The 18,584-nt window shown below is 62.8% G+C and carries 17 protein-coding genes; 9 read left to right on the top strand and 8 right to left on the bottom strand.

What is annotated here, in order from left to right; genetic code table 11:
- Positions 1 to 64: 64 nt before the first annotated feature.
- Together BM177_RS10800 and BM177_RS10795 are read left to right on the top strand one after the other, a co-directional pair.
- A complete protein-coding gene (locus BM177_RS10800) occupies positions 65 to 520 on the top strand; it encodes a MarR family winged helix-turn-helix transcriptional regulator (RefSeq protein WP_091682245.1) in 456 nt (151 codons plus the stop codon).
- A gap of 17 nt (positions 521 to 537) precedes the next feature.
- Positions 538 to 939: a DUF1398 domain-containing protein gene (locus BM177_RS10795; RefSeq protein ID WP_091682244.1), complete on the top strand. Its 402-nt coding sequence runs from the start codon at positions 538 to 540 to the stop codon at positions 937 to 939.
- Between the two features lie 310 nt (positions 940 to 1,249).
- Here BM177_RS10795 and BM177_RS10790 read toward each other — a convergent pair whose 3' ends face one another.
- The 5 genes from BM177_RS10790 to pdxH all read right to left on the bottom strand — a co-directional run bounded on the left by BM177_RS10790 (position 1,250) and on the right by pdxH (position 5,111).
- Positions 1,250 to 2,257, bottom strand: a complete 1,008-nt coding sequence (locus tag BM177_RS10790; protein WP_244532258.1) for a c-type cytochrome — start codon at positions 2,255 to 2,257, stop codon at positions 1,250 to 1,252.
- A 115-nt stretch (positions 2,258 to 2,372) separates the two neighbouring features.
- Positions 2,373 to 3,398 carry a P1 family peptidase gene (locus BM177_RS10785; RefSeq protein WP_091682079.1) on the bottom strand — a complete coding sequence of 342 codons (1,026 nt, stop codon included), beginning with the start codon at positions 3,396 to 3,398 and terminating at the stop codon, positions 2,373 to 2,375.
- Positions 3,395 to 3,979, bottom strand: a complete 585-nt coding sequence (locus BM177_RS10780; RefSeq protein ID WP_091682076.1) for a TIGR02301 family protein — start codon at positions 3,977 to 3,979, stop codon at positions 3,395 to 3,397. Before BM177_RS10780 ends, BM177_RS10785 begins: the two co-directional genes overlap by 4 nt.
- The gene (locus BM177_RS10775; RefSeq protein ID WP_091682074.1) at positions 3,976 to 4,500 is read right to left on the bottom strand and encodes an NUDIX hydrolase; all 525 of its coding nucleotides are present in this window, start codon (positions 4,498 to 4,500) and stop codon (positions 3,976 to 3,978) included. The genes BM177_RS10780 and BM177_RS10775 overlap by 4 nt, the downstream gene beginning before the upstream one ends.
- Positions 4,497 to 5,111 carry a pyridoxamine 5'-phosphate oxidase gene (gene pdxH, locus BM177_RS10770; RefSeq protein WP_091682072.1) on the bottom strand — a complete coding sequence of 205 codons (615 nt, stop codon included), beginning with the start codon at positions 5,109 to 5,111 and terminating at the stop codon, positions 4,497 to 4,499. Before pdxH ends, BM177_RS10775 begins: the two co-directional genes overlap by 4 nt.
- A gap of 163 nt (positions 5,112 to 5,274) precedes the next feature.
- On the opposite strand from pdxH, the gene BM177_RS10765 reads away from it, so the two are divergent.
- On the top strand, positions 5,275 to 5,706 hold the full coding sequence (locus BM177_RS10765) for an RT0821/Lpp0805 family surface protein (protein ID WP_244532257.1): 432 nt from the start codon (positions 5,275 to 5,277) through the stop codon (positions 5,704 to 5,706).
- 119 nt (positions 5,707 to 5,825) lie between these two features.
- Positions 5,826 to 6,773 (top strand): DnaJ C-terminal domain-containing protein, encoded by a 948-nt coding sequence (locus BM177_RS10760; protein WP_091682067.1) that lies wholly within the window; start codon positions 5,826 to 5,828, stop codon positions 6,771 to 6,773.
- A gap of 48 nt (positions 6,774 to 6,821) precedes the next feature.
- Here BM177_RS10760 and BM177_RS10755 read toward each other — a convergent pair whose 3' ends face one another.
- The gene (locus BM177_RS10755; protein ID WP_091682065.1) at positions 6,822 to 7,742 is read right to left on the bottom strand and encodes an anti-sigma factor family protein; all 921 of its coding nucleotides are present in this window, start codon (positions 7,740 to 7,742) and stop codon (positions 6,822 to 6,824) included.
- A gap of 32 nt (positions 7,743 to 7,774) precedes the next feature.
- Positions 7,775 to 8,347 (bottom strand): sigma factor-like helix-turn-helix DNA-binding protein, encoded by a 573-nt coding sequence (locus tag BM177_RS10750; RefSeq protein WP_091682062.1) that lies wholly within the window; start codon positions 8,345 to 8,347, stop codon positions 7,775 to 7,777.
- A 292-nt stretch (positions 8,348 to 8,639) separates the two neighbouring features.
- Between BM177_RS10750 and fabI the strand changes: the two genes are divergently transcribed.
- Both fabI and BM177_RS10740 read left to right on the top strand, forming a co-directional pair.
- Positions 8,640 to 9,488: an enoyl-ACP reductase FabI gene (gene fabI, locus BM177_RS10745; RefSeq protein WP_091682060.1), complete on the top strand. Its 849-nt coding sequence runs from the start codon at positions 8,640 to 8,642 to the stop codon at positions 9,486 to 9,488.
- Between the two features lie 183 nt (positions 9,489 to 9,671).
- The gene (locus BM177_RS10740) at positions 9,672 to 13,835 is read left to right on the top strand and encodes a Pls/PosA family non-ribosomal peptide synthetase (protein WP_091682058.1); all 4,164 of its coding nucleotides are present in this window, start codon (positions 9,672 to 9,674) and stop codon (positions 13,833 to 13,835) included.
- 29 nt (positions 13,836 to 13,864) lie between these two features.
- On the opposite strand, the gene BM177_RS10735 is transcribed toward BM177_RS10740, so the two are convergent.
- On the bottom strand, positions 13,865 to 15,739 hold the full coding sequence (locus tag BM177_RS10735) for an ABC-F family ATP-binding cassette domain-containing protein (protein ID WP_091682243.1): 1,875 nt from the start codon (positions 15,737 to 15,739) through the stop codon (positions 13,865 to 13,867).
- 284 nt (positions 15,740 to 16,023) lie between these two features.
- Here BM177_RS10735 and BM177_RS10730 point away from each other — a divergent pair, with 284 nt between their 5' ends.
- The 3 genes from BM177_RS10730 to BM177_RS10720 all read left to right on the top strand — a co-directional run bounded on the left by BM177_RS10730 (position 16,024) and on the right by BM177_RS10720 (position 18,545).
- Positions 16,024 to 16,443 carry a rubrerythrin family protein gene (locus BM177_RS10730; RefSeq protein ID WP_091682056.1) on the top strand — a complete coding sequence of 140 codons (420 nt, stop codon included), beginning with the start codon at positions 16,024 to 16,026 and terminating at the stop codon, positions 16,441 to 16,443.
- Positions 16,444 to 16,525: 82 nt separating this feature from the next.
- Positions 16,526 to 17,896 (top strand): heterodisulfide reductase-related iron-sulfur binding cluster, encoded by a 1,371-nt coding sequence (locus BM177_RS10725; RefSeq protein WP_091682053.1) that lies wholly within the window; start codon positions 16,526 to 16,528, stop codon positions 17,894 to 17,896.
- 58 nt (positions 17,897 to 17,954) lie between these two features.
- The gene (locus tag BM177_RS10720; protein WP_091682050.1) at positions 17,955 to 18,545 is read left to right on the top strand and encodes a DUF3501 family protein; all 591 of its coding nucleotides are present in this window, start codon (positions 17,955 to 17,957) and stop codon (positions 18,543 to 18,545) included.
- Positions 18,546 to 18,584 lie beyond the last annotated feature (39 nt).

The following is an 18,584-nucleotide window of genomic DNA, read 5'->3' as shown; positions in this document are numbered from 1 at the left end:
CGAAATTAGGTTGACTAGGAAACTTTATCTGATTAGTTTCCTAGTCAACCTATTTGAAGGCGCAATGACCGATAACATTCCCGAACTGACCGCACACCTCGGCTACCAGCTGCGCCAGGTCTCGAACCACGTGTCCCACGCCTTTGCTCGCAAAGTGGCGACAAAAGACGTGACTGTCGCAGAATGGGCGATGATGCGCGTGCTTCACAGCAAACAGCCCATAGCGCCAAGTCAGCTCGCCGATGAGATGGGCATGACGCGCGGCGCAATTTCAAAGCTGGCGGATCGTCTCATCTCGAAGTCGCTGGTTGCACGGAAAGCCAGCTCTACTGACGGGCGCGCGCAAACTCTGCGGCTAACAGCACAAGGGGCGCAAATGGCGCCCGAACTCGCCGCGCTGGCTGAACAGAACGAAGCCGAATGCTTCGGGCATTTCAGCAGCGAAGATCGCGCCACGCTGAGGCGGATATTGAAGGAGGCCGTCGTGCATTTGGGCATTACCGCCATACCCATCGAGTGATTACGGAAAGACAGAAAATGGAAGATCGCCTCATACAAATTGCCGAGACATGCCTGCAAGGCGCGGAACGTCACACGATGACGTTCCCGCAAATCGTGGGCGCGCTGATGCAGGAAGGCTTTGAAAGCTATTCCATAGACTTCCGACGCGCCAAAGCCGTCTATTACCGCCCAGATGGCGAAAGCGTCGAGCTGGGGACGCTCCGGCCAAATGCGCCTGTCGCGGAATTCTTTGACGCGGCCTCCATCCAAGCCGCGATCCGCGAAGCGCAACAGCTCGCGCCGGGTTACACCTATGAGGGCTTTTGCCGAAAGGTCATGGAGGCGGGGTGCGCGGGCTACATCGTCTCTTTTAGCGGGCGTCGCGCCGTCTATTTCGGCCGCACAGCCGAGACGCACGTCGAGCATTTTCCGCAATAGAGCGCTTTCCGATCGCATGAAGTCATGCGATCGATCAGAAATCGCTCAAGAGTCAAAAGCTTGAGCATAGTCTTGTCGATTGGATTGATTCAATCCGATCGGAATAGGCGCTAGCCAGCTCTCGGCGCCCTCGAAATCTGCATCAGCCGCCGGCGCGGGTTTCTTGATTATCTCAGGTCTTGATTATCGCAGGTCGGCAGCGGACGCCTCGACCAAAGCGCATGCGACAGCTCGCGCGGACTAGCCGCGAGCATAGCGATTTTGGACCGGCGGGCGCGCCGTCACCATTCTTTTAGCGCGATTTCCCGGGCTACTTCTTCCCCTCGCCCTTCAACCGAGCAATTTCGGCCCTGATCGGCCCGAACGGCCCGTATTTGTGCTGCGATTCAGGAAAATCATCGGCGTAGGGGCCATAGGGCGCATCGACCGGCTTATCCAGCAAATGGCCGGAAAAATCCTCGGCGAGGCCGGGTTTTTGCGGCCTTTGCTGCGATTCGACATAAGCCGCGACGTCCCAGGAGTCCTCGTCGCTCAGCAGCGGGTTTAAATAATCCGCGCCGTGCGGCATGTTGGAATGGACGAAATTGGCGAGATCGCCGATCCGCGCCATGCCCGCGCCTTCGTTGAAACTGTCCTTGCCCCACAGCGGCGGCACGGCATAGCCCAATTGCAACGCTTTCGGGTCGCGCGCGACGCCGGAGCCGTCTGTGTTGTGGCAGTCGAGGCAGGCGCGCTGATAGACCTTTTCGCCGCGCGCGGGGTCCGCCGCGCGGTCGAGGTCCGCCATCTTGCCCGCGCCATGTCCCGGCAATTGCTCGCCCGGCGCAAGGCCCGAGGACAGAAACTTCACATACGAGACCAGCGCCTTCATCTGCGGGCCCGTCACGGGGAGGGGCCGCCCGTTCATGCTGCGCGTCATGCAGGAATTGATGCGGTCCTCGATGGAGATCTCGGCGCCGGTCCTTGCGCTGTATTTCGGGAAGTCGCTAGAGAGCCCGTAGAGGGGCAGGCCGAATTTCTTTGCGCCAGCGTCGAGATGGCAATTGCCGCAGGAAAGATTGTTGCCGGCGAAACGTTTGGCGGAATTGGCGACGTCCGGGCCGATATGGGCGTAGGTCGCGGTGATCAGATCACGCCCGCGCCGCACCAGCAGTCCATGGGAATCATAGGGCAGGGCGCCGGCGTCCGGCGCGCGCCAGGTTTTTTCGTCCGGTCTGGCGAGATCGCCGGCGGACGCCGAAGGGGCTCCCAGACCGGCCAGCGCCATCAAGGTTGCGATCGTCGCTCCGGCTAATCCTTGCGCAAGGATCCTTCGCATTGTCCTGCCGCTCCCGCCCTTGTCCTGCCTGCCCTTGTCTCTGCCTGCCCTTGGTCCCTGCGGGACAAAAGTCGCGGCCGTTGTTCGTATGTCGCCCGGCTTGCGGGAGCCAGCCTTACCCTGTCCCGAATTTTCCGCGCCAGCTCGGCAAGGCGCCCGCGAAGGGGAGCGCCGACGCTTCGAAAACGGCTCGGGCGATCGCCCGTGCGAGGCAGTCCGCGGCGAGCATGCCGATCTCGGTCCGGTCGCGGATCGTTGGCGTTCTCCGCGAAGCTCCGGTCGCGGCGGCGAAGACCGTGTCGCCGTCGATCGCCGCATGCGCGGGGCGGATCGCGTGCGCCATGCCGTCATGCGCCATGATGGCAAGGCGCTTGGCCTCGGCTTTTGTCATGTCCGCGTCCGTTGCGACGATGGCGATGGTGGTGTTTTCGAGATCGTCCCCCTTGACCTTGCAGTCGAGCGCGCCGGCGGGCCAGGAAGTGGGCGAAGCGGAGGGCAAGCCAAGACCGCCGAATTCGCCGCTTTTTTCATAGGGGGCGGCCCAAAAATGCGGTCCGTCGCCGATGGTCGCCCGGCCGAGGGAATTGACCGCGACGAGCGCGCCGATGCGAAAGCCGTTCGACGACGTATCGCTCGCCGAACCGAGGCCGCCTTTCAGGTTGAACGTCGTTGCGCCGGAACCTGCGCCTTCGCTTCCAAGCCTGAAATCCTTCGCCGCCGCGCGCGCCGCCTCGTAGCCGAGGCGCCAGTAGACCGGCTCGCGGCCGAACGCTTTGTCGCCGCCGAAGTCTTTATCGCCACCATTGAGCAAGTCGAACAGGACCGCCCCGGGAACGATCGGGACACGGATGTCGCCAACCGCAAAGCCCCGGCCAGCCTCGCGCAGGAAAGCGACGATTCCGCCCATGGAATCGAGGCCGTAGACGGAGCCGCCTGACAGCGCCAAAGCGTCAATCCGCTCGACCGTCATCTCCGGCTCGAGCAAGGCCGTGTCCCGCAGGCCCGGCGCCCCGCCATGGACCGCGATCGAGGCGACCGCCGGCGTCTCGAAGATCAGCGCGGTGACGCCGGAACCGATCCTGTCGTCCCGCGCGTGGCCGACCAGTACGCCGCCGACGTCGGTGATGAGGTTCCTCGTCACGAAGCGCCGTAGCGGCTGACGAGGTCATGCACGATGTTCGCGCCCTCGAGCAGGAACCGCGTCATCGCGGCTTGCGCGTTCGGAGTGCAGATCTGATAGGATCGCTCGTACCCTCTGAAACTGCGATTGAACAGCCCCGCGAGACGCTCTTTTTGTTGCGCCGTATTGCCGTCCGTCTCCAGGACCGTCTGCATTCTTGCGCGCCAATCGGGCGCCCCGGCGTCGCCGCAAAGATCGCCGAGATAGGACAGTCCCCCCAATATTTCCGCAAGCCGCATCATTTTCGGCTCGTATTGAGGGGGGGCTTCCGCGGGTTCGGGCGCGGCCGGCTCCACCGCCTTGGCGGCGGCGTCCCTCGCTTTGGCGCCGGGGGCGTCTTTTTTATTTTTGTCGACGAGGGCTTTGGTTTTGGCCTGTGCTGTCTTGTCGTGCGCGGTTTTGGCCGCATGCGGAACTTTCGCCGCGGCGGGCGCAGGCGTGAGCGACCAGCACATCGCGGCCAGAGCCGTTCCCGCGACCAGGGAGCGGAACCCGGTGCGCAATCCGAGAAAAAAACGGTGGCGAAGCGCTCGATCGGTCACAACACCTGCCTTTGTCCCCGCAACAGAAGCTGCGCCGATCCGACGACGGCTTCGGTTTGCGGCGTGCAGTTCAAGAGGCCGAGCCGGGAGGGGTCGGCCCAGATGATTTCACTGGCTTCGGGGCCGGGAACGCCCTCTCCCGAAAGCCATTCGCCGACGAACGAGGCGATCACATAATGGCGCAGGACCTTGCCGGACGCATCCCATTCGATGGATTCGACATGGCGGTTGAACGAAGCGATCGCCGCCTTGACCCGCACCTCCTCGAACAATTCGCGCACTGCGGCGTCAGCGAGGGATTCGCCGGTCTCGACCAGCCCTCCGGGAAGGGAGAACAGGCCTTTGAACGGAGGGCGCGTCCGCGCCGCGAGCAGCACCCGGCCCTCGCGAAAGACGGCGATGCTGACCGCCAGAAACGGACGCGGCGGGTAGGTCCGCTCGGAACTCTCCCCCTCTGATCCCCGGCGCTCTGAATTCCAGGGAGCTTCCAGGTCCGGGGCCGCGGCTTCATTCACGGTCATGGAAACAGCCGCTCCTTGCTCCAGCCTTCCTCAAGGCTGCGCCTGCGGAACGCGATCCGGTCATGGAGCCGGAACGCCCCGTCGGACCAGAACTCGAGGTAGAGCGGCGCGATCCTGTAGCCGACCCAATAGGGCGGCCGGGGAATCGTGGCGAAGGCGAATTTGGCGGCGTATTTCGCGGCCGCCGTCTCGAGGGCGAACCGGCTCTCGAGCGGTCGGGACTGCTGGCTCGCCCAGGCGCCGATCCGGCTCTGGAGCGGCCGGCTGGCGAAATATTCATCCGCTTCGGCGCCGTCGACAAGGCTCACCGTCCCCCGCAGCCGCACTTGCCGCCGCAGCGATTTCCAGTGCAGGACGGCGGCGGCCTTCTGGTTGACGCGCAGTTCTTCGCCCTTGGCGCTTTCGGCGTTGCTGTAGAACACGAATCCGGCCGGATCGGCGGCCTTCAGCAGCACCATGCGAACGTTCGGCAAGCCGTCGGCGTCGACAGTCGCAAGCGCCATGGCGTTGGGATCGTTCGGCTCGGTCCGGCCGGCTTCGTCGAGCCAGGCGGCGAATAACTCGAAGGGTTCGGCCGCGCTGGCAAGGTCACCTGCCGTTAACTTGTTCAAAGCTACTCTCCAAAGAGAAAATTCTTGCGAGACAATTTTTGCGAGAAAATTCTTAATGCTGCGGTTCGTGACGGGGAAGAGCGTGCGCTGCGATTACAGGTATAAACCCAGCCGCTGTCCTAGACCAGAACCCGGGCCAGTCATAACCACGCGCGCTTCAGCCGTGTGCTGGCGCGCCGGCGCCGCCGCTTGCCTCGCCCTGACGCTCGCGGGATGCGCTGTTTCGATGCCGATCGCTTCGCTGTCGGCGTCAAGAGACGATGCGACAGGCGCCATTCCGGAGGCGGTTCTCGTCCGGCAGCTCGACGCGGAGGATTGGCGCCGGGCCAGGGCGGCGCTCTCGACCGCGCTTGACCTCCAGGGCAATGGCTTGCCGGTCGCCTGGGACAATCCGGCGTCGGGCGCCAAAGGCTCGTTCACGCCCTCGGGCAAGGCCTATTCCTCTGACGCGCGGGTCTGCCGCGCCTTCGCCGTCAAGCTCGATCGCAAGGGAGAGGAGCAATCGATGCGCGGCACCGCCTGTTCGGCCCAGGGCGCAGATTGGAGCATCACCGAACTCAAGCCCGCGCAAAAGACGCTGATGGCGGCGTCATAATTTTGACGCGTGCGCCGCGAAACCGCTAAACCTTGCGCTCGGCGCGGGGAAATCCCAAATCGCGCGTGAGACATTGGCGCTGGCGCCATGACGGGCGAGCGCGGGAGTGGGCTCAATAGATGCGTGATCCATATAGTGTTTTGGGCGTTGCGAAATCGGCCGACCTTGCCGAGATCAAGAAGGCCTTCCGCAAGCTTGCGAAAAAATATCATCCCGATCATAGCCAGGAATCGAAGGCGAAGGAAAAGTTCGCCGAGGTGAGCGCCGCCTACGAGATCATCGGAGACGAGAAAAAGCGGGCCGCGTTCGATCGGGGCGAAATCGACGCGGAAGGCAAGCCGCGTTATCAGGGGTTCGAGGGTTTCGGAGCCGGAGGTCCCGGCGGCGGCCGGCGCGCGGGCGCGACCGGGTTTGAAAATTTCGAATTCAATTTTGGCGGGGGCCGGGGGCGCGCGGGATTCGATCCCGCGGATATCTTTGGCGACATTTTCGGGGCCGGCGCGGGCGGGCGCAGGGGAGCTGGCCAGAGACAGCCGCCCGCGCGAGGAGAAGACGTCGCGGCGACCGTGACGATCGGCCTGCCGGAGGCCGTCAAGGGCACGACGGCGCGGGTGAGCCTGCCAACGGGCCGCACCCTTGAAGTATCGGTTCCTGCCGGGATCGAGGATGGCCGCCAGATCCGGCTCAAGCGGCAGGGTCAGCCTGGCGCCTCCAATGGCGAACCCGGCGACGCCATCGTGACCGTCCGGATCGGCAAACATCCGTTTTTCCGCGTCGAGGGGCGTGATTTGCGGCTCGACCTGCCGGTGACGCTTTACGAAGCCGTTCTGGGAGCGAAGGTGTCGGCTCCGACCCTCGATGGCGCTGTCGAGCTTGCGATTCCCGCCGGCTCCAACGGCGGCCGCACCTTGCGGCTGCGCGGCAAGGGATTGCCCGGATCTCCCGCTGGCGACCTGCTGATCACCTTGCGGATCGTCTTGCCCGACGAGCAGGACAGCGAACTTCTCGCGCTCATGCGCCGGTGGGAGGCGCAAAAACCCTACAATCCGCGCGGCGACATGGCCTGAACTGCGCGGGCGCGAGGCCCGTTCCCGTGTGAAGCCGCGCCGCGCCCATCAATGAGCGTCGAACGCCTCGATCTCATGGCGCGCCTGATTGGCGAGCGAATGAAGTTCGGCCTCCGACAGCGGCCCCGACAGAGCGTATTTCGCCCGGTTCTGCGTCCACCAGATGGTTCGATTTGGGGATTGTTCGGTTTCATGGAGCCCCGGCTTGTCGCCGTCGGCTTTCGCCTCGGCGCAGAGGGCGATCGCGCCGGCCGTTCCCCTGGCGTAAAAAAGACAGACCATCCGATCCTTTTCGCCAGGAACGACCCGAACCCCGGTGAGCCGCAGGCCGGTTCCCGAAAGGTTCGGCAAGATCAGCGCTTTGAGCGAAGCGCTCTGATGCGTCGGAGCCGACTCTCCGGACGGCGTGAAATCGAGCAGCGCAGCCTTCGTCCGATTGATGAAAGACGCGTCCCCTCCGACGCTGGCCGGGGCTTCGCCTGGCGAGCCTCCAACATGGGCGTAGCCGAATAGCGACATAAACCCCGCCGCGACGCCAAGCCCGCTCAGAAACGCCAGCGCGATCCCGGTAACCTTAAAGCTCCGCCAGAATTCGATATCCGGCCAGGACAGCTTGCTTGTCGAGGACGGGTCGCTTTTTGAGGACGGATCGCCCCTCGAGGATTGAAAGCTCCATGGAGTTTTCGCTGTTTCGTTCCGCCCCTGATTTGGCGCCGTCGCCGAGGCTTTTCCGGCGATGCCGGGGCGCGGGGCCGGGGCCAAGGTCGTCGACAGATCGAAAGGCTCAGATTCGATCCGCGCGAACCATGCGCGGATCGCCTCGTTCTGGCGCCGCCACGCGTCAACCTTCGCCGCCTCGGCGGGCGACCCGGACAAAAAGCTGAAGACCGCGTCGCGGCGGGCGGGATCTGTTTCCCCGTCGACAAGGGCGTGCAGATCCTCCTCTGTGACCGGAGGCGCGCGGCTCACTTTCGATCCTTCCTGTTTGGCGACGGCGGCAGCTATTTCACCACGCGAAGATGGCTTGGGCGCGGTCTGGAGGGGTGCAGGATTGTCGTTCCTCGCAGGTTTTCGCCCCACAGGTTTTCGCCCCGCAGATTTTCGCCAAGAGTCGCGCGCGCGCGCGACAGCCTGGAGATTAGAAGGGGACGGGAAATCTTGAGAATTCGGGCGGCCTGCGCATAGCTGAACCGCTCGATCACCACGAGCGCTAGCGCTTCCCTTTCTTCCGTGGTCAATTTGGCGAGCGCTCCGGGCAGGGAGTCGCGAGAAAAGGAAGAAGGAACCTCCGCCGCGCGGCCGCCGCCAGCCTGGCTCCCGAGGTTTTCCAGGGCCGAAGCCGCGCTCAAGTTTGAAATTTGAGCGGCCTCATGATGCAGGTCGATCAGCAGCCCGTAGAGATGGATATTAAGATCGCTCAGCCGCCGAGGCCCGCCGATCTCGAGAGTTTTCATCAGGGCCGCGCGAACGAGACTGTCCGCGCATTCGTTTTCGCCGGGACGCCCGGCGGCCAGAGCGCGCGCGAACCGGCGCAATCGCGGAGCGAATGTCTTGAGTTCGTCTCGCAAGCTCATCGCCGCGCTCCGTTTCGGCGCATTTTATTCAGCGCCCTTCAAACGACCGTTTCCCGCGGTCCGGACGAATTTTTTTATGATAATCCCCGCCGCGCCCCGCGCATACAACAAAACAAAGTGAAACGAACTTCAAAAAGAAATGTGAAACGAACGTCGAACTTCTGGGCGGTTCGAAATCCCGGCTCTTGTTCGCTCGCCGCCTTGCGTTCAAAGCCCTTAGCGCTTAAACGCGGCGGATACGGCGGTCGTTCCACATCGATTGCATTCCCTCACGCTCAGATCCGGAACCAGAATGACGCAACCGGAAACCCTGACTCCTGGCTTCACGACATCTGGAATCCTCGCCGGAAAACGCGGCTTGGTGATGGGGCTCGCGAACAATCGTTCGATCGCCTGGGGCATCGCCAAAGCGGCCCGCGACGCGGGCGCCGAGCTTGCGTTCACCTATCAGGGCGAATCGCTCGAAAAACGGGTCCGTCCGCTGGCGCTCGAGCTTGACGGCGCGGTGCTCGGTCATTGCGACGTCACCGATCCGGCCAGCCTCGACGCCACTTTCTCGGAAATCGAGCGCATCTGGGGGACGCTTGATTTCGTCGTGCATTGTGTCGCCTTTTCCGACAAGGACCAGCTGACCGGCCGGTATGTCGACACTTCGGCGGAAAACTTCAACAATACGCTGCTGGTGTCCTGTTATTCCTTCACCGCGGTGGCGCAGCGCGCAGAAAAGCTGATGCCAAACGGCGGGTCGATGCTCACCCTGACCTATTACGGGGCCGAGAAATGGATGCCGCATTATAACGTGATGGGCGTCGCGAAGGCCGCGCTCGAGGCGAGCGTGCGCTATCTCGCCGCCGACCTTGGCGGCAGCAATATCCGCATCAACGCCATTTCGGCCGGGCCGATCAAGACGCTCGCCGCCTCCGGCATTGGCGATTTTCGATATATTTTGAAGTGGAACGAATATAACGCGCCGCTGCGCCGCTCGGTGACGATCGAGGAAGTGGGCGAGAGCGCCGCTTTTTTGTTGTCGCCGATGTCTCGCGGGATAACGGGCGAAATCCTTCACGTGGACGCCGGCTATCACATTGTCGGAATGAAAAATCCGGCCGCTCCCGATATATCGGTCGTCGCCAAAGACTAGGTCTCGCCCTGCGAAATGGTTTGTCTTGATCTTGAACGCGCAATGGCGTTCATGACGCATTCAGGAAATTATCAGAAAGTCGCTGTCGCCGCCGGGATTCGCGCGTTAGCGCCAAAAGCGTCGGTGAAAGCGCTTCCTGGGGATGCAAGCTTTGGCGGCGCATTAGCCTGAATTGGAACTGACATGCCGCATCTGGCGAACGCAGACACCACTGCGCAAAATGATCGCTTCGCGCCGGAGCCTCTGAAAGACGCCATCCTCTACGGGGCGTCGCGCCCGGATCTGATCCGGGATGAATTGCTCTGCGAGATCTTCGCTGCGACGGTCGCCTCCCGCCCCGACGCGATCGCCATGGCGACGCTGGACGTCAAACTCACGTATTTCGAGGTTGACGCGAGGGCCGAAGCGCTCGCCCGCGGTCTCCTGCGGAACGGAATCCGTCCGGGGGACGTCGTCGGGCTCTGGATGCCGCGCGGCCACGAGCTGCTGATTTCCCAGATCGCGATCGCAAAGACCGGCGCCGCCTGGCTGCCGTTCGACGCGGACGCGCCGGTGGAGCGCATCGCCGTTTGCCTGACCGACGCTGAGACGAAAGGGATTTTGACGTCGGCCGCTTTTGAACCGAAGCTCGCCGGACAGGTCGCCTGCCCCGTCTGGATCTTTCACGACGTGGCCGAACCGGAGTTCGGACATCAGGACTTCGGGGGCGGGGATGCGGCCAAGGCCTTCGGCGAACAGAACTGGGGCGATCCCTATGCGGCGGGGAGAGTTGACGCCAGGGCTCTTGGAGCCACGCCCGACGATCCCGCCTATCTGATCTATACCTCGGGCTCGACGGGAACGCCCAAAGGCATCGTGATTTCAAACCGCAATATTTGCCATTATCTGCGCTCGGCCAACGAAGTCTACGGCCTGCGCGCGAGCGACGTCGTTTTTCAAGGCGCCTCGACCGCCTTCGACCTGTCCATGGAGGAAATCTGGCTTCCGTACATGGTCGGCGCGAGCCTCCTTGTCGCGAACCAGGAAACTTTGGGCGAGGCGGAAAAGCTGCCCGACATCATGGAAGCCAACGGCGTCACGGTGCTCGACACAGTGCCGACGCTTCTCGCCCTCATGCCGCGCGACGTCGCCACATTGCGCGTCATCATCCTTGGCGGCGAGGCGTGTCCGCCGGCGATCGCCAGCCGCTGGTGCAAACCGGGGCGCACGATCTTCAATTCCTACGGACCCACGGAGGCGACCGTCGTCGCGACCGTCGCCGAAGTGGCGATCGGCGAACCTGTCACCATCGGGCGGCCGATCCCGAATTACAGCTGCTATGTCGCGGACGAGCGTCTCGCTCTTGTCGGACCAAATGTCGAAGGCGAACTTCTCATCGGCGGCCCGGGGGTCGCGAAAGGCTATCTGCGCCGGCCCGAGCTCACCGCCGAAAAATTCATCGCCAATCCTTTCTCGGGCGCCTCGCCCTTCGTTTCCGGGATCGAGGATCCGATCCTGTATCGCTCCGGCGACGCCGTCGAGATCAGCGTCAATGGAGATATCCTGTTCCGCGGCAGGATCGACGATCAGGTGAAGGTCCGCGGCTTTCGCGTGGAGCTTGGCGAAATCGAAGCCAAGCTGTCGGATATCCCCGGCGTCGCGCATGCGGCGGTGGTGCTTCGCACCGACGACGGAATGGAGCAGCTTGTCGCTTTCGTCGTTCCGTCCTTTGGCGCCGAGATCGAAACGCGAGTCGTGCGCGCGGAACTGAAGGCCAGTCTCCCAGCCTATATGGTTCCCTCGCGGTATGAATTCGTCGAGAGCCTGCCGAAGCTGTCGTCCGGGAAGGTCGACCGCAAGAGCCTGAAAATCGCGGAACTCACCGCCACGGATCCGGGCGATGCGCAGGAAGAGCCGCGTAACGACACGGAAGCAAAACTTCTCGAGGCGGCGAAACGCGTTTTTCCGCCTCAACCCATACCTTTTGACGCGGATTTCTTCACCGACCTCGGCGGCCATTCCCTGCTCGCCGCGCGATTCGTCTCGTTTGTGCGCGAGACTCACGCGCTGGCGCGAATCACCTTGCAGGACGTCTACACCGCCCGCACGCTGCGCGGCCTTGCTGAACATTTCGACTCGAAATGGATGAACGCGGCAGCGCCGGAGGATCTTTCGTTCGAGCCGCCTCCTTTGCTGCGGCGTTTCCTGTGCGGTCTCGCCCAGGCGGCTGCGCTTCCGGTCATTCTCGGGCTCGTGACCGTGCAATGGCTCGGCGTGTTCGTGAGCTACATGCTGCTGACCGGCGCCGACGCGAGCTTCCTTGAGGAGGTCGTCTCGCTCATCGCCGTTTACATGTGCATCAATGTCGTGACGGTCTTTCTCGTGATCGCGATGAAATGGCTGTTGATCGGACGAACGAGACCAGGGCGCTATCCGCTCTGGGGCGTCTATTATTTCCGGTGGTGGCTGGTGAGACGGTTCCTTGGTCTCGTCCACATCAAATGGTTTCAGGGCTCGCCCCTTATCCGGATCTATCTGCGCGCGCTCGGCGCCAGAATCGGAGACGACGCGATCATCGGCGAAATCGACGCGGGAGCGATCGACCTCGTGTCGATCGGCGCCGGCGCCAGCATCGGGTCGATCGCCAACGTGGCCAATGCGCGAATCGAGGGCGCGGAACTCGTCATTGGTCCGGTCGACATCGGCGCGCAGGCCTATATCGGCTCGTCCTGCGTGATTGAAAACGACGTCGTCATCGGCGAGGGCGCGGAGCTGCAGGACCTGACCTCGATCGGCGCCGGCGGCCGCGTCGGCGCCTGGGAAAGCTGGGATGGTTCTCCGGGCCGCAAGATCGGCATGGTTGATCGCGACGAGCTCGACGCGCCCTCGAAGGCGCCGCTGGCTCAGCGGCGGTTCATGACGCTGCTCTACCTCGTGCTGATCCTGGCGATTCCGCCTTTGGGATTGCTGCCGATTTTTCCGGCGTTCTGGGTTTTCGACAGGATCGACGATATGATCGGCACCGCCGACATCGACCGGACTGTCTATATGGCCTCCATTCCGGTCATGGCCTGGCCGACGGCCTTCGTGATGGTGCTGGTCACGGTCGGCTTCATCGCGGCGTGCCGATGGATCATTCTCCCCTCGGTCCGCGAAGGGACTTACTCGGTCCATTCCTCGTTCTATTTCCGCAAATGGGCCGTCGCGCTCGCCACCGAGATCACACTCGAAACCCTGTCATCGCTCTATGCGACGATGTACATGCGCACCTGGTACCGCTTGATGGGCGCCAAGATCGGCAAGGATGCGGAAATCTCGACCAATCTCGCGGGACGTTACGATCTCGTCGAAATCGGCGAGAAATGCTTCATCGCCGACGAAGTCGTCCTGGGCGACGAGGAAATCCGCAACGGCTGGATGTACCTGAAAAAAGTAAGGACCGGCCCCCGGGTTTTCGTCGGCAACAACGCGGTGGTGCCGACCGGCTCGGACATTCCCGCCAACGCCCTGATCGGCATCAAGTCGAAGCCTCCGGCGAACAACATGATGCGCGAAGGCGACACCTGGTTCGGATCGCCGCCCATCAAGCTTCCCGTCCGGCAGAAATTCGACGGCGGCGGCGCGAGCTGGACCTACGAGGCTCCGGGCTGGAAAAAGTTCGCGCGCGCCTCTTTCGAGGCCATGACGATTTCGATGCCGACGATGCTGTTCATCACGTTCGGCACCTGGGCGGTCGAATGGTTCAGCAAGAGCGCGCTCGAGGGCAAGTATCTCGAGGTGCTGGGCCTGTTCGTCGTCGCCTCCATCGCCATTTGCCTCGCCCTGACCCTCGTCGTCATCGTCCTGAAGTGGATCACGATGGGCCGCTATGAGCCGATGATCAAACCCATGTGGTCCTGGTGGGCGATGCGGACGGAAGCCGTCGCCGTGATCTATTGGGGCATGGCGGGCAAGGTTCTGCTCGATCATCTGCGTGGAACGCCGTTTCTGCCGTGGCTGCTGCGGCTCTTTGGCTCGAAGTTCGGGCGCGGCGTCTATATGGACACAACCGATCTCACGGAATTCGATTGCGTCACCGTCGGCGATTTTGTCTCGCTGAACAATCTGTGCGCCTTGCAGACGCATCTTTACGAGGATCGCGTGATGAAGGTCGGCAAGGTCCATATCGGCAAAGGCGTCTGCGTCGGGGCGGGCTCGACGGTCCTCTACGACACTCTGGTCGCGGATTATGCGCGGCTCGGGCCGCTCACCCTCGTCATGAAGGGCGAACAGATTCCGGGCAATTCGGAATGGGTCGGCGCGCCGGCGGAGCCGAAGGCGGTCGCGGAACAAATCAAGGCCCGATCCGGCGAACTCGCTGACGCCTGAGTTGCGTCAGGAGCAGGATCTTCGGCGCTTCACCCGGCCTGCGCGGACTCGGATTCGCCGGAAAGCTCAAGCCATTCTTCCTCGGCCAGCATGAGGGCTTTCTCAAGTTCGCCCCGTTGCGCCGAGAGTTGCGCCGACTTCGCCGGGTCTTTGGAGAACGCCGCCGGATTGGCCAGAGCCTTGTCGATGCGCGCGATGAGATCCTGGAATTTGCGCATCTTTTCCTCGATCGCCCAAATCCGCTTTTTTGCGGGGGCGGTATCCTTGCGCGGCGAAGGCTCGCGCCGGCCGGACTGGCGTTCGGCTTCGGCGCGCCCTTTCCTCGCCGGCTTGCCGCCGTTCGCGCGTTCGAGGACGTATTTTTTGTAATCGTCCATGTCGCCGTCGAAGCTCGCGACGGTGCCGTCCTCGACAAGCCAGAGACGGTCCGCGCAGGCGTCCAGAAGATGCCGGTCATGCGAGACAAGGATGATCGCGCCCTGATAATCGTTGATCGCCTCGATCAGGGCGGCGCGGCTGTCGATGTCGAGATGGTTGGTCGGCTCGTCGAGGATCAGGAGGTGAGGGCCGTTGAAGCAGGCGAGCCCCATCAGGAGCCGCGCCTTTTCGCCGCCCGACAATTGCGCGACCCTTGTGTCGGCCTTGACGTTCGGAAAGCCGAACTGAGCGCATTTGCCGCGAATTTTCGCCTCGGTCGACTCGCGCATCAGCTCCGCGACGCACTGATAAGGAGTCGAGGTTTCGTCGAGGTCATCGACCTGATGCTGAGCGAAGAAGCCGACGTCGAGTTTTGACGAACGCCGGACCATTCCGTCCAGCGCGGCGAGGCGTCCGGAGACGAGCTTGGCGAAAGTCGATTTGCCGTTGCCGTTCGAACCCAGAAGGCCGATCCGGTCGTCATCGGAAATATTCAGCGAAAGCCGCTTCAGGATCGGTTCGCCGCCATAGCCGACGCTAGCGTTCTCCATCGCGACGATCGGCGGACTGAGCGGCTTGGCCGGAGAGGGGAGGTGAAACGGCAGGACATGGCCGTCGACGATCGCTGCGATCGGCTCCATTTTGGCGAGCATCTTCAGTCGGGATTGCGCCTGCGCCGCTTTGGTCGCCTTGGCGCGGAACCGGTCGACGAAGGATTGCAGGTGCTTGCGCTGGTCGTCCTGTTTTTTCTTGTGTTTGAGCAAGATCGCCTGCTGCTCGCGGCGCTGCTGTTCGAAGCTCGAATAATTGCCGCGCCAAAGCGTCAGCTTGGCCTGGTCGAGATGCAGGATATGATCGGACACGGCGTCGAGCAGGTCGCGATCATGGCTGATGACGAGGATCGTCGCCGGATAGCGCTGAAGGTAGTCGATCAGCCAGAGCGTGCCTTCGAGATCGAGGTAATTGGTCGGCTCGTCGAGCAAAAGCAGATCCGGGCCGGAAAAAAGCACCGCGGCGAGCGCGACTCGCATGCGCCAGCCGCCGGAAAATTCCGACAGCGAGCGGTTCTGCGCGGCCTCGTCGAAGCCGAGCCCGGCGAGAATGGCCGCCGCCCGGGACGGCGCCGCATGGGCGCCGATGTCGACGAGGCGCAGGTGGATGTCCGAGATCCGGGCCGGATCGCTCGCCGTTTCGGCTTCTTCCATGAGCCGCGCGCGTTCGAGGTCGGCGGCGAGGACGAAGTCGATGAGGCTTCCAGGACCGCCCGGCGCCTCCTGCTCGACGCGGCCGAGGCGCATCTGTTTCGGATAGGAAATCGTTCCCGATTCGGGGCCAAGCTCGCCCGAAATCATCTTGAACAGCGTCGTCTTGCCGGCGCCGTTGCGGCCAACAAAACCGACGCGCGCATGATCGGGCAGGGCGGCGGTCGCCTTGTCGAACAATATTCGAGGCCCGAGCCTCAGCGTGACGTCGTTGATATGGAGCATGCGCGCTTTTCGCCCGGCTCGCGCTGCATTGCAAGAAAAACGATTGCGCCTGATCGTCGGGGCGAGCCGCCGGTCGGGCGTTATTTTTATCGGTCGAATCCGCTGTTTCTGGTTGTTTTTCGTCAGCTTCAATGCGTCTTGATGACGCCTGCGGAAAAGCTTTGGTCTCTCTTGCACTGCGCTTTCGCAGCAGTTAGAACAATTCTAAGCGATGGCGCGGGTATGATCTGCGCCCTGGCTTAGGCAGAATTCCAATTGAAGTTTTTCAAGCAAGGAGCACGCTCATGGCGCTGGCTGGCAGCAAGACCGAAACCAACCTGAAGGACGCCTTCGCGGGCGAATCTCAGGCGAACCGCCGCTATCTTTATTTCGCGCAAAAGGCCGACATCGAAGGCTACAACGACGTCGCGGCTGTGTTCCGCTCGACCGCCGAAGGCGAGACCGGCCATGCTCACGGCCATCTCGAATTCCTCGAGGCCGTCGGCGATCCTGCGACGGGCCTGCCCATCGGCGAAACGCATCTGAACCTTGGCGCCGCCGTCGCCGGCGAGACGCACGAATACACCGACATGTATCCCGGCATGGCGCGCACCGCCCGCGAGGAAGGCTTCGGCGAGATCGCCGACTGGTTCGAGACGCTCGCCAAGGCCGAGCGTTCGCACGCCGGCCGCTTCCAGAAGGCTCTCGACGAACTGCCGAAATAATTCGTCCGAAATTCGTAAGATCGAGGCCCAGCTTTAGCCAGCTGGGCCTCATCCTTATTTTTTCTCCGGAGATGATGGCGACATGAGCGAAGGCGGCCTCGCAGCTCCCTCACGGCATCCGTTGGATTGGCGGAGCCCTGATTTTTACGATGAAGCAAAGCTCGACGCTGAGGCGCGGCGAATCTTCGACATCTGCCATGGCTGTCGGCGCTGCTTCAACCTGTGCGATTCTTTTCCGCGCCTTTTCGATCTCGTCGACGCGTGCGCCAACGGCGAGCTGGACACGGTCGAGAGCAAGGATTTCAAGCCCATCGTCGACGCCTGCACGCTCTGCGACATGTGCTACATGACCAAATGCCCCTACGTGCCGCCGCACGAATTCAATCTCGATTTCCCTCACCTGATGCTGCGCTATCGGGCGGTCGAGGCGAAAAAGGGCGAGGAGGGGCTCGCCGATCGCGAACTGGCGAAAACCGACCGCAACGGCAAACTCGCCGCATATTTCGCTCCGCTCGCCAATTGGACGACGAGGCTTGGCCATAAGACCGCGCGCATCGTGGTTGAGAAGGCGGCCGGGCTCGACCGGCGCGCATGGCTGCCCTCGTTCGTCTCTAAAAGCCTGGTTGATCGCGCCGCGGACTCTCAAGGCGACGCGGACTCGCAAGGCGCCGTGAACCGGGACGCGCCGGCGCATGGCCGCAAGGCGGTGATCTACGCAACCTGCTACGCCAATTATAACGATCCCGACATTGGCCTCGCCGCCCGCGCGGTGCTTGCGAAAAACGGCGTCGAGACGGAAGTCGTCCATCCGCGATGCTGCGGAATGCCGTTGCTGGAGCAAGGCGAAATCGGCGAGGTCGCCAAGGCGGCCAAAGAGGTCGCCTCGGCGATGCGGCCATGGATCGAAAAAGGTTATGACGTCGTCGCTCTTGTGCCATCCTGCGCGCTGATGCTGAAGTCGGAATGGCCGCTGATCCTGCCGGAGGACGAGGACGTCAAACTGCTGTCGAAGGCGGCCTACGACCTCAGCGAATATGTCGTCGGCATCGCCAGGAAAGAGGGAATCGCGCCCGGAATGCAGCCGGTCGCGGCCGGCGGCGTGGCGCTTCATATTTCGTGTCATTCCCGGGCCCAGAACATCGGCCAGAAAGCTCGCGACCTCCTGCGTCTCATTCCCGAGGCGAAGCTCCAGGTCATCGAGCGCTGCTCGGGTCACGGCGGCGCGTGGGGCTGCAAGACCGGCAATTTCGAAACGGCGTTGAAGGTGGGCGCGCCGGTCGCCAGACAGGTGGCCGAAGGCGGCAAGGCGATCGTGACTTCGGAATGTCCGCTCGCCGGACGCCATATCGCGCAGGGCGTCGAGAACCTCGGCGGCGCCGACAAGCCGGAGCTCTACGCCCATCCGATCCAGCTGATCGCAAAAGCCTATGGTCTCGAAAACAGCAAAAACTGACCGAACGCGACACGCGTGCTGAACGCGAGACCGCGTTTTGTTGAGTCCGGAGCAAGACATGACCCAGAAACACGCTCTCACGGCGGATGATATTCTGCCGATGGCGGATTACGCCAAAATCCGCGCCGAAAGCCGCCGCAAGATCTCCGAACGCAAGCAGAGCCGCCGCGTCGAGGTTGGCCCGTATGTCACCTTTTACTTCGAGAACCACGACACGATGTGGATGCAGGTTCACGAAATGCTGTTCATCGAAAAAGGCGGCGCCGCTCAGATCCCGGATGAGCTTTCCGCCTACAATCCACTGATTCCACAGGGACGTGAACTTGTCGCGACTTTCATGATCGAGATCGACGATCCGGAACGGCGCAAGCGGATTCTCGGCGGCCTCGGCGGAATCGAGGACACCGCATTCATCGAGATCGGCGGCGAACGCATCGTGGGGCGGCCCGAGGCGGATCAGGACCGCACCCGCTCGGACGGCAAGGCGTCGTCGGTGCAATTCGTCCATTTCGACTTCGCGCCGGCCCAGATTGAAGCGTTCCGCGCTCCCGGCGCCAGGGCGGCGCTCGGCTTCTCGCACCAGAATTACGGCCATTCGGCCGTGTTGCCGGAGGCGGTGCGGGCAGAACTCGGCAATGACTTCGACTGAAGCTTTGCAAAGCCGAGTCAGCGCCACTATAAGCGGCGT

It is taken from the genome of Methylocapsa palsarum (assembly GCF_900114285.1).
Lineage (GTDB): Bacteria > Pseudomonadota > Alphaproteobacteria > Rhizobiales > Beijerinckiaceae > Methylocapsa > Methylocapsa palsarum.
Note: the sequence above shows the minus strand (reverse complement) of the source record. Positions and strands in the feature narration are given on the sequence as shown.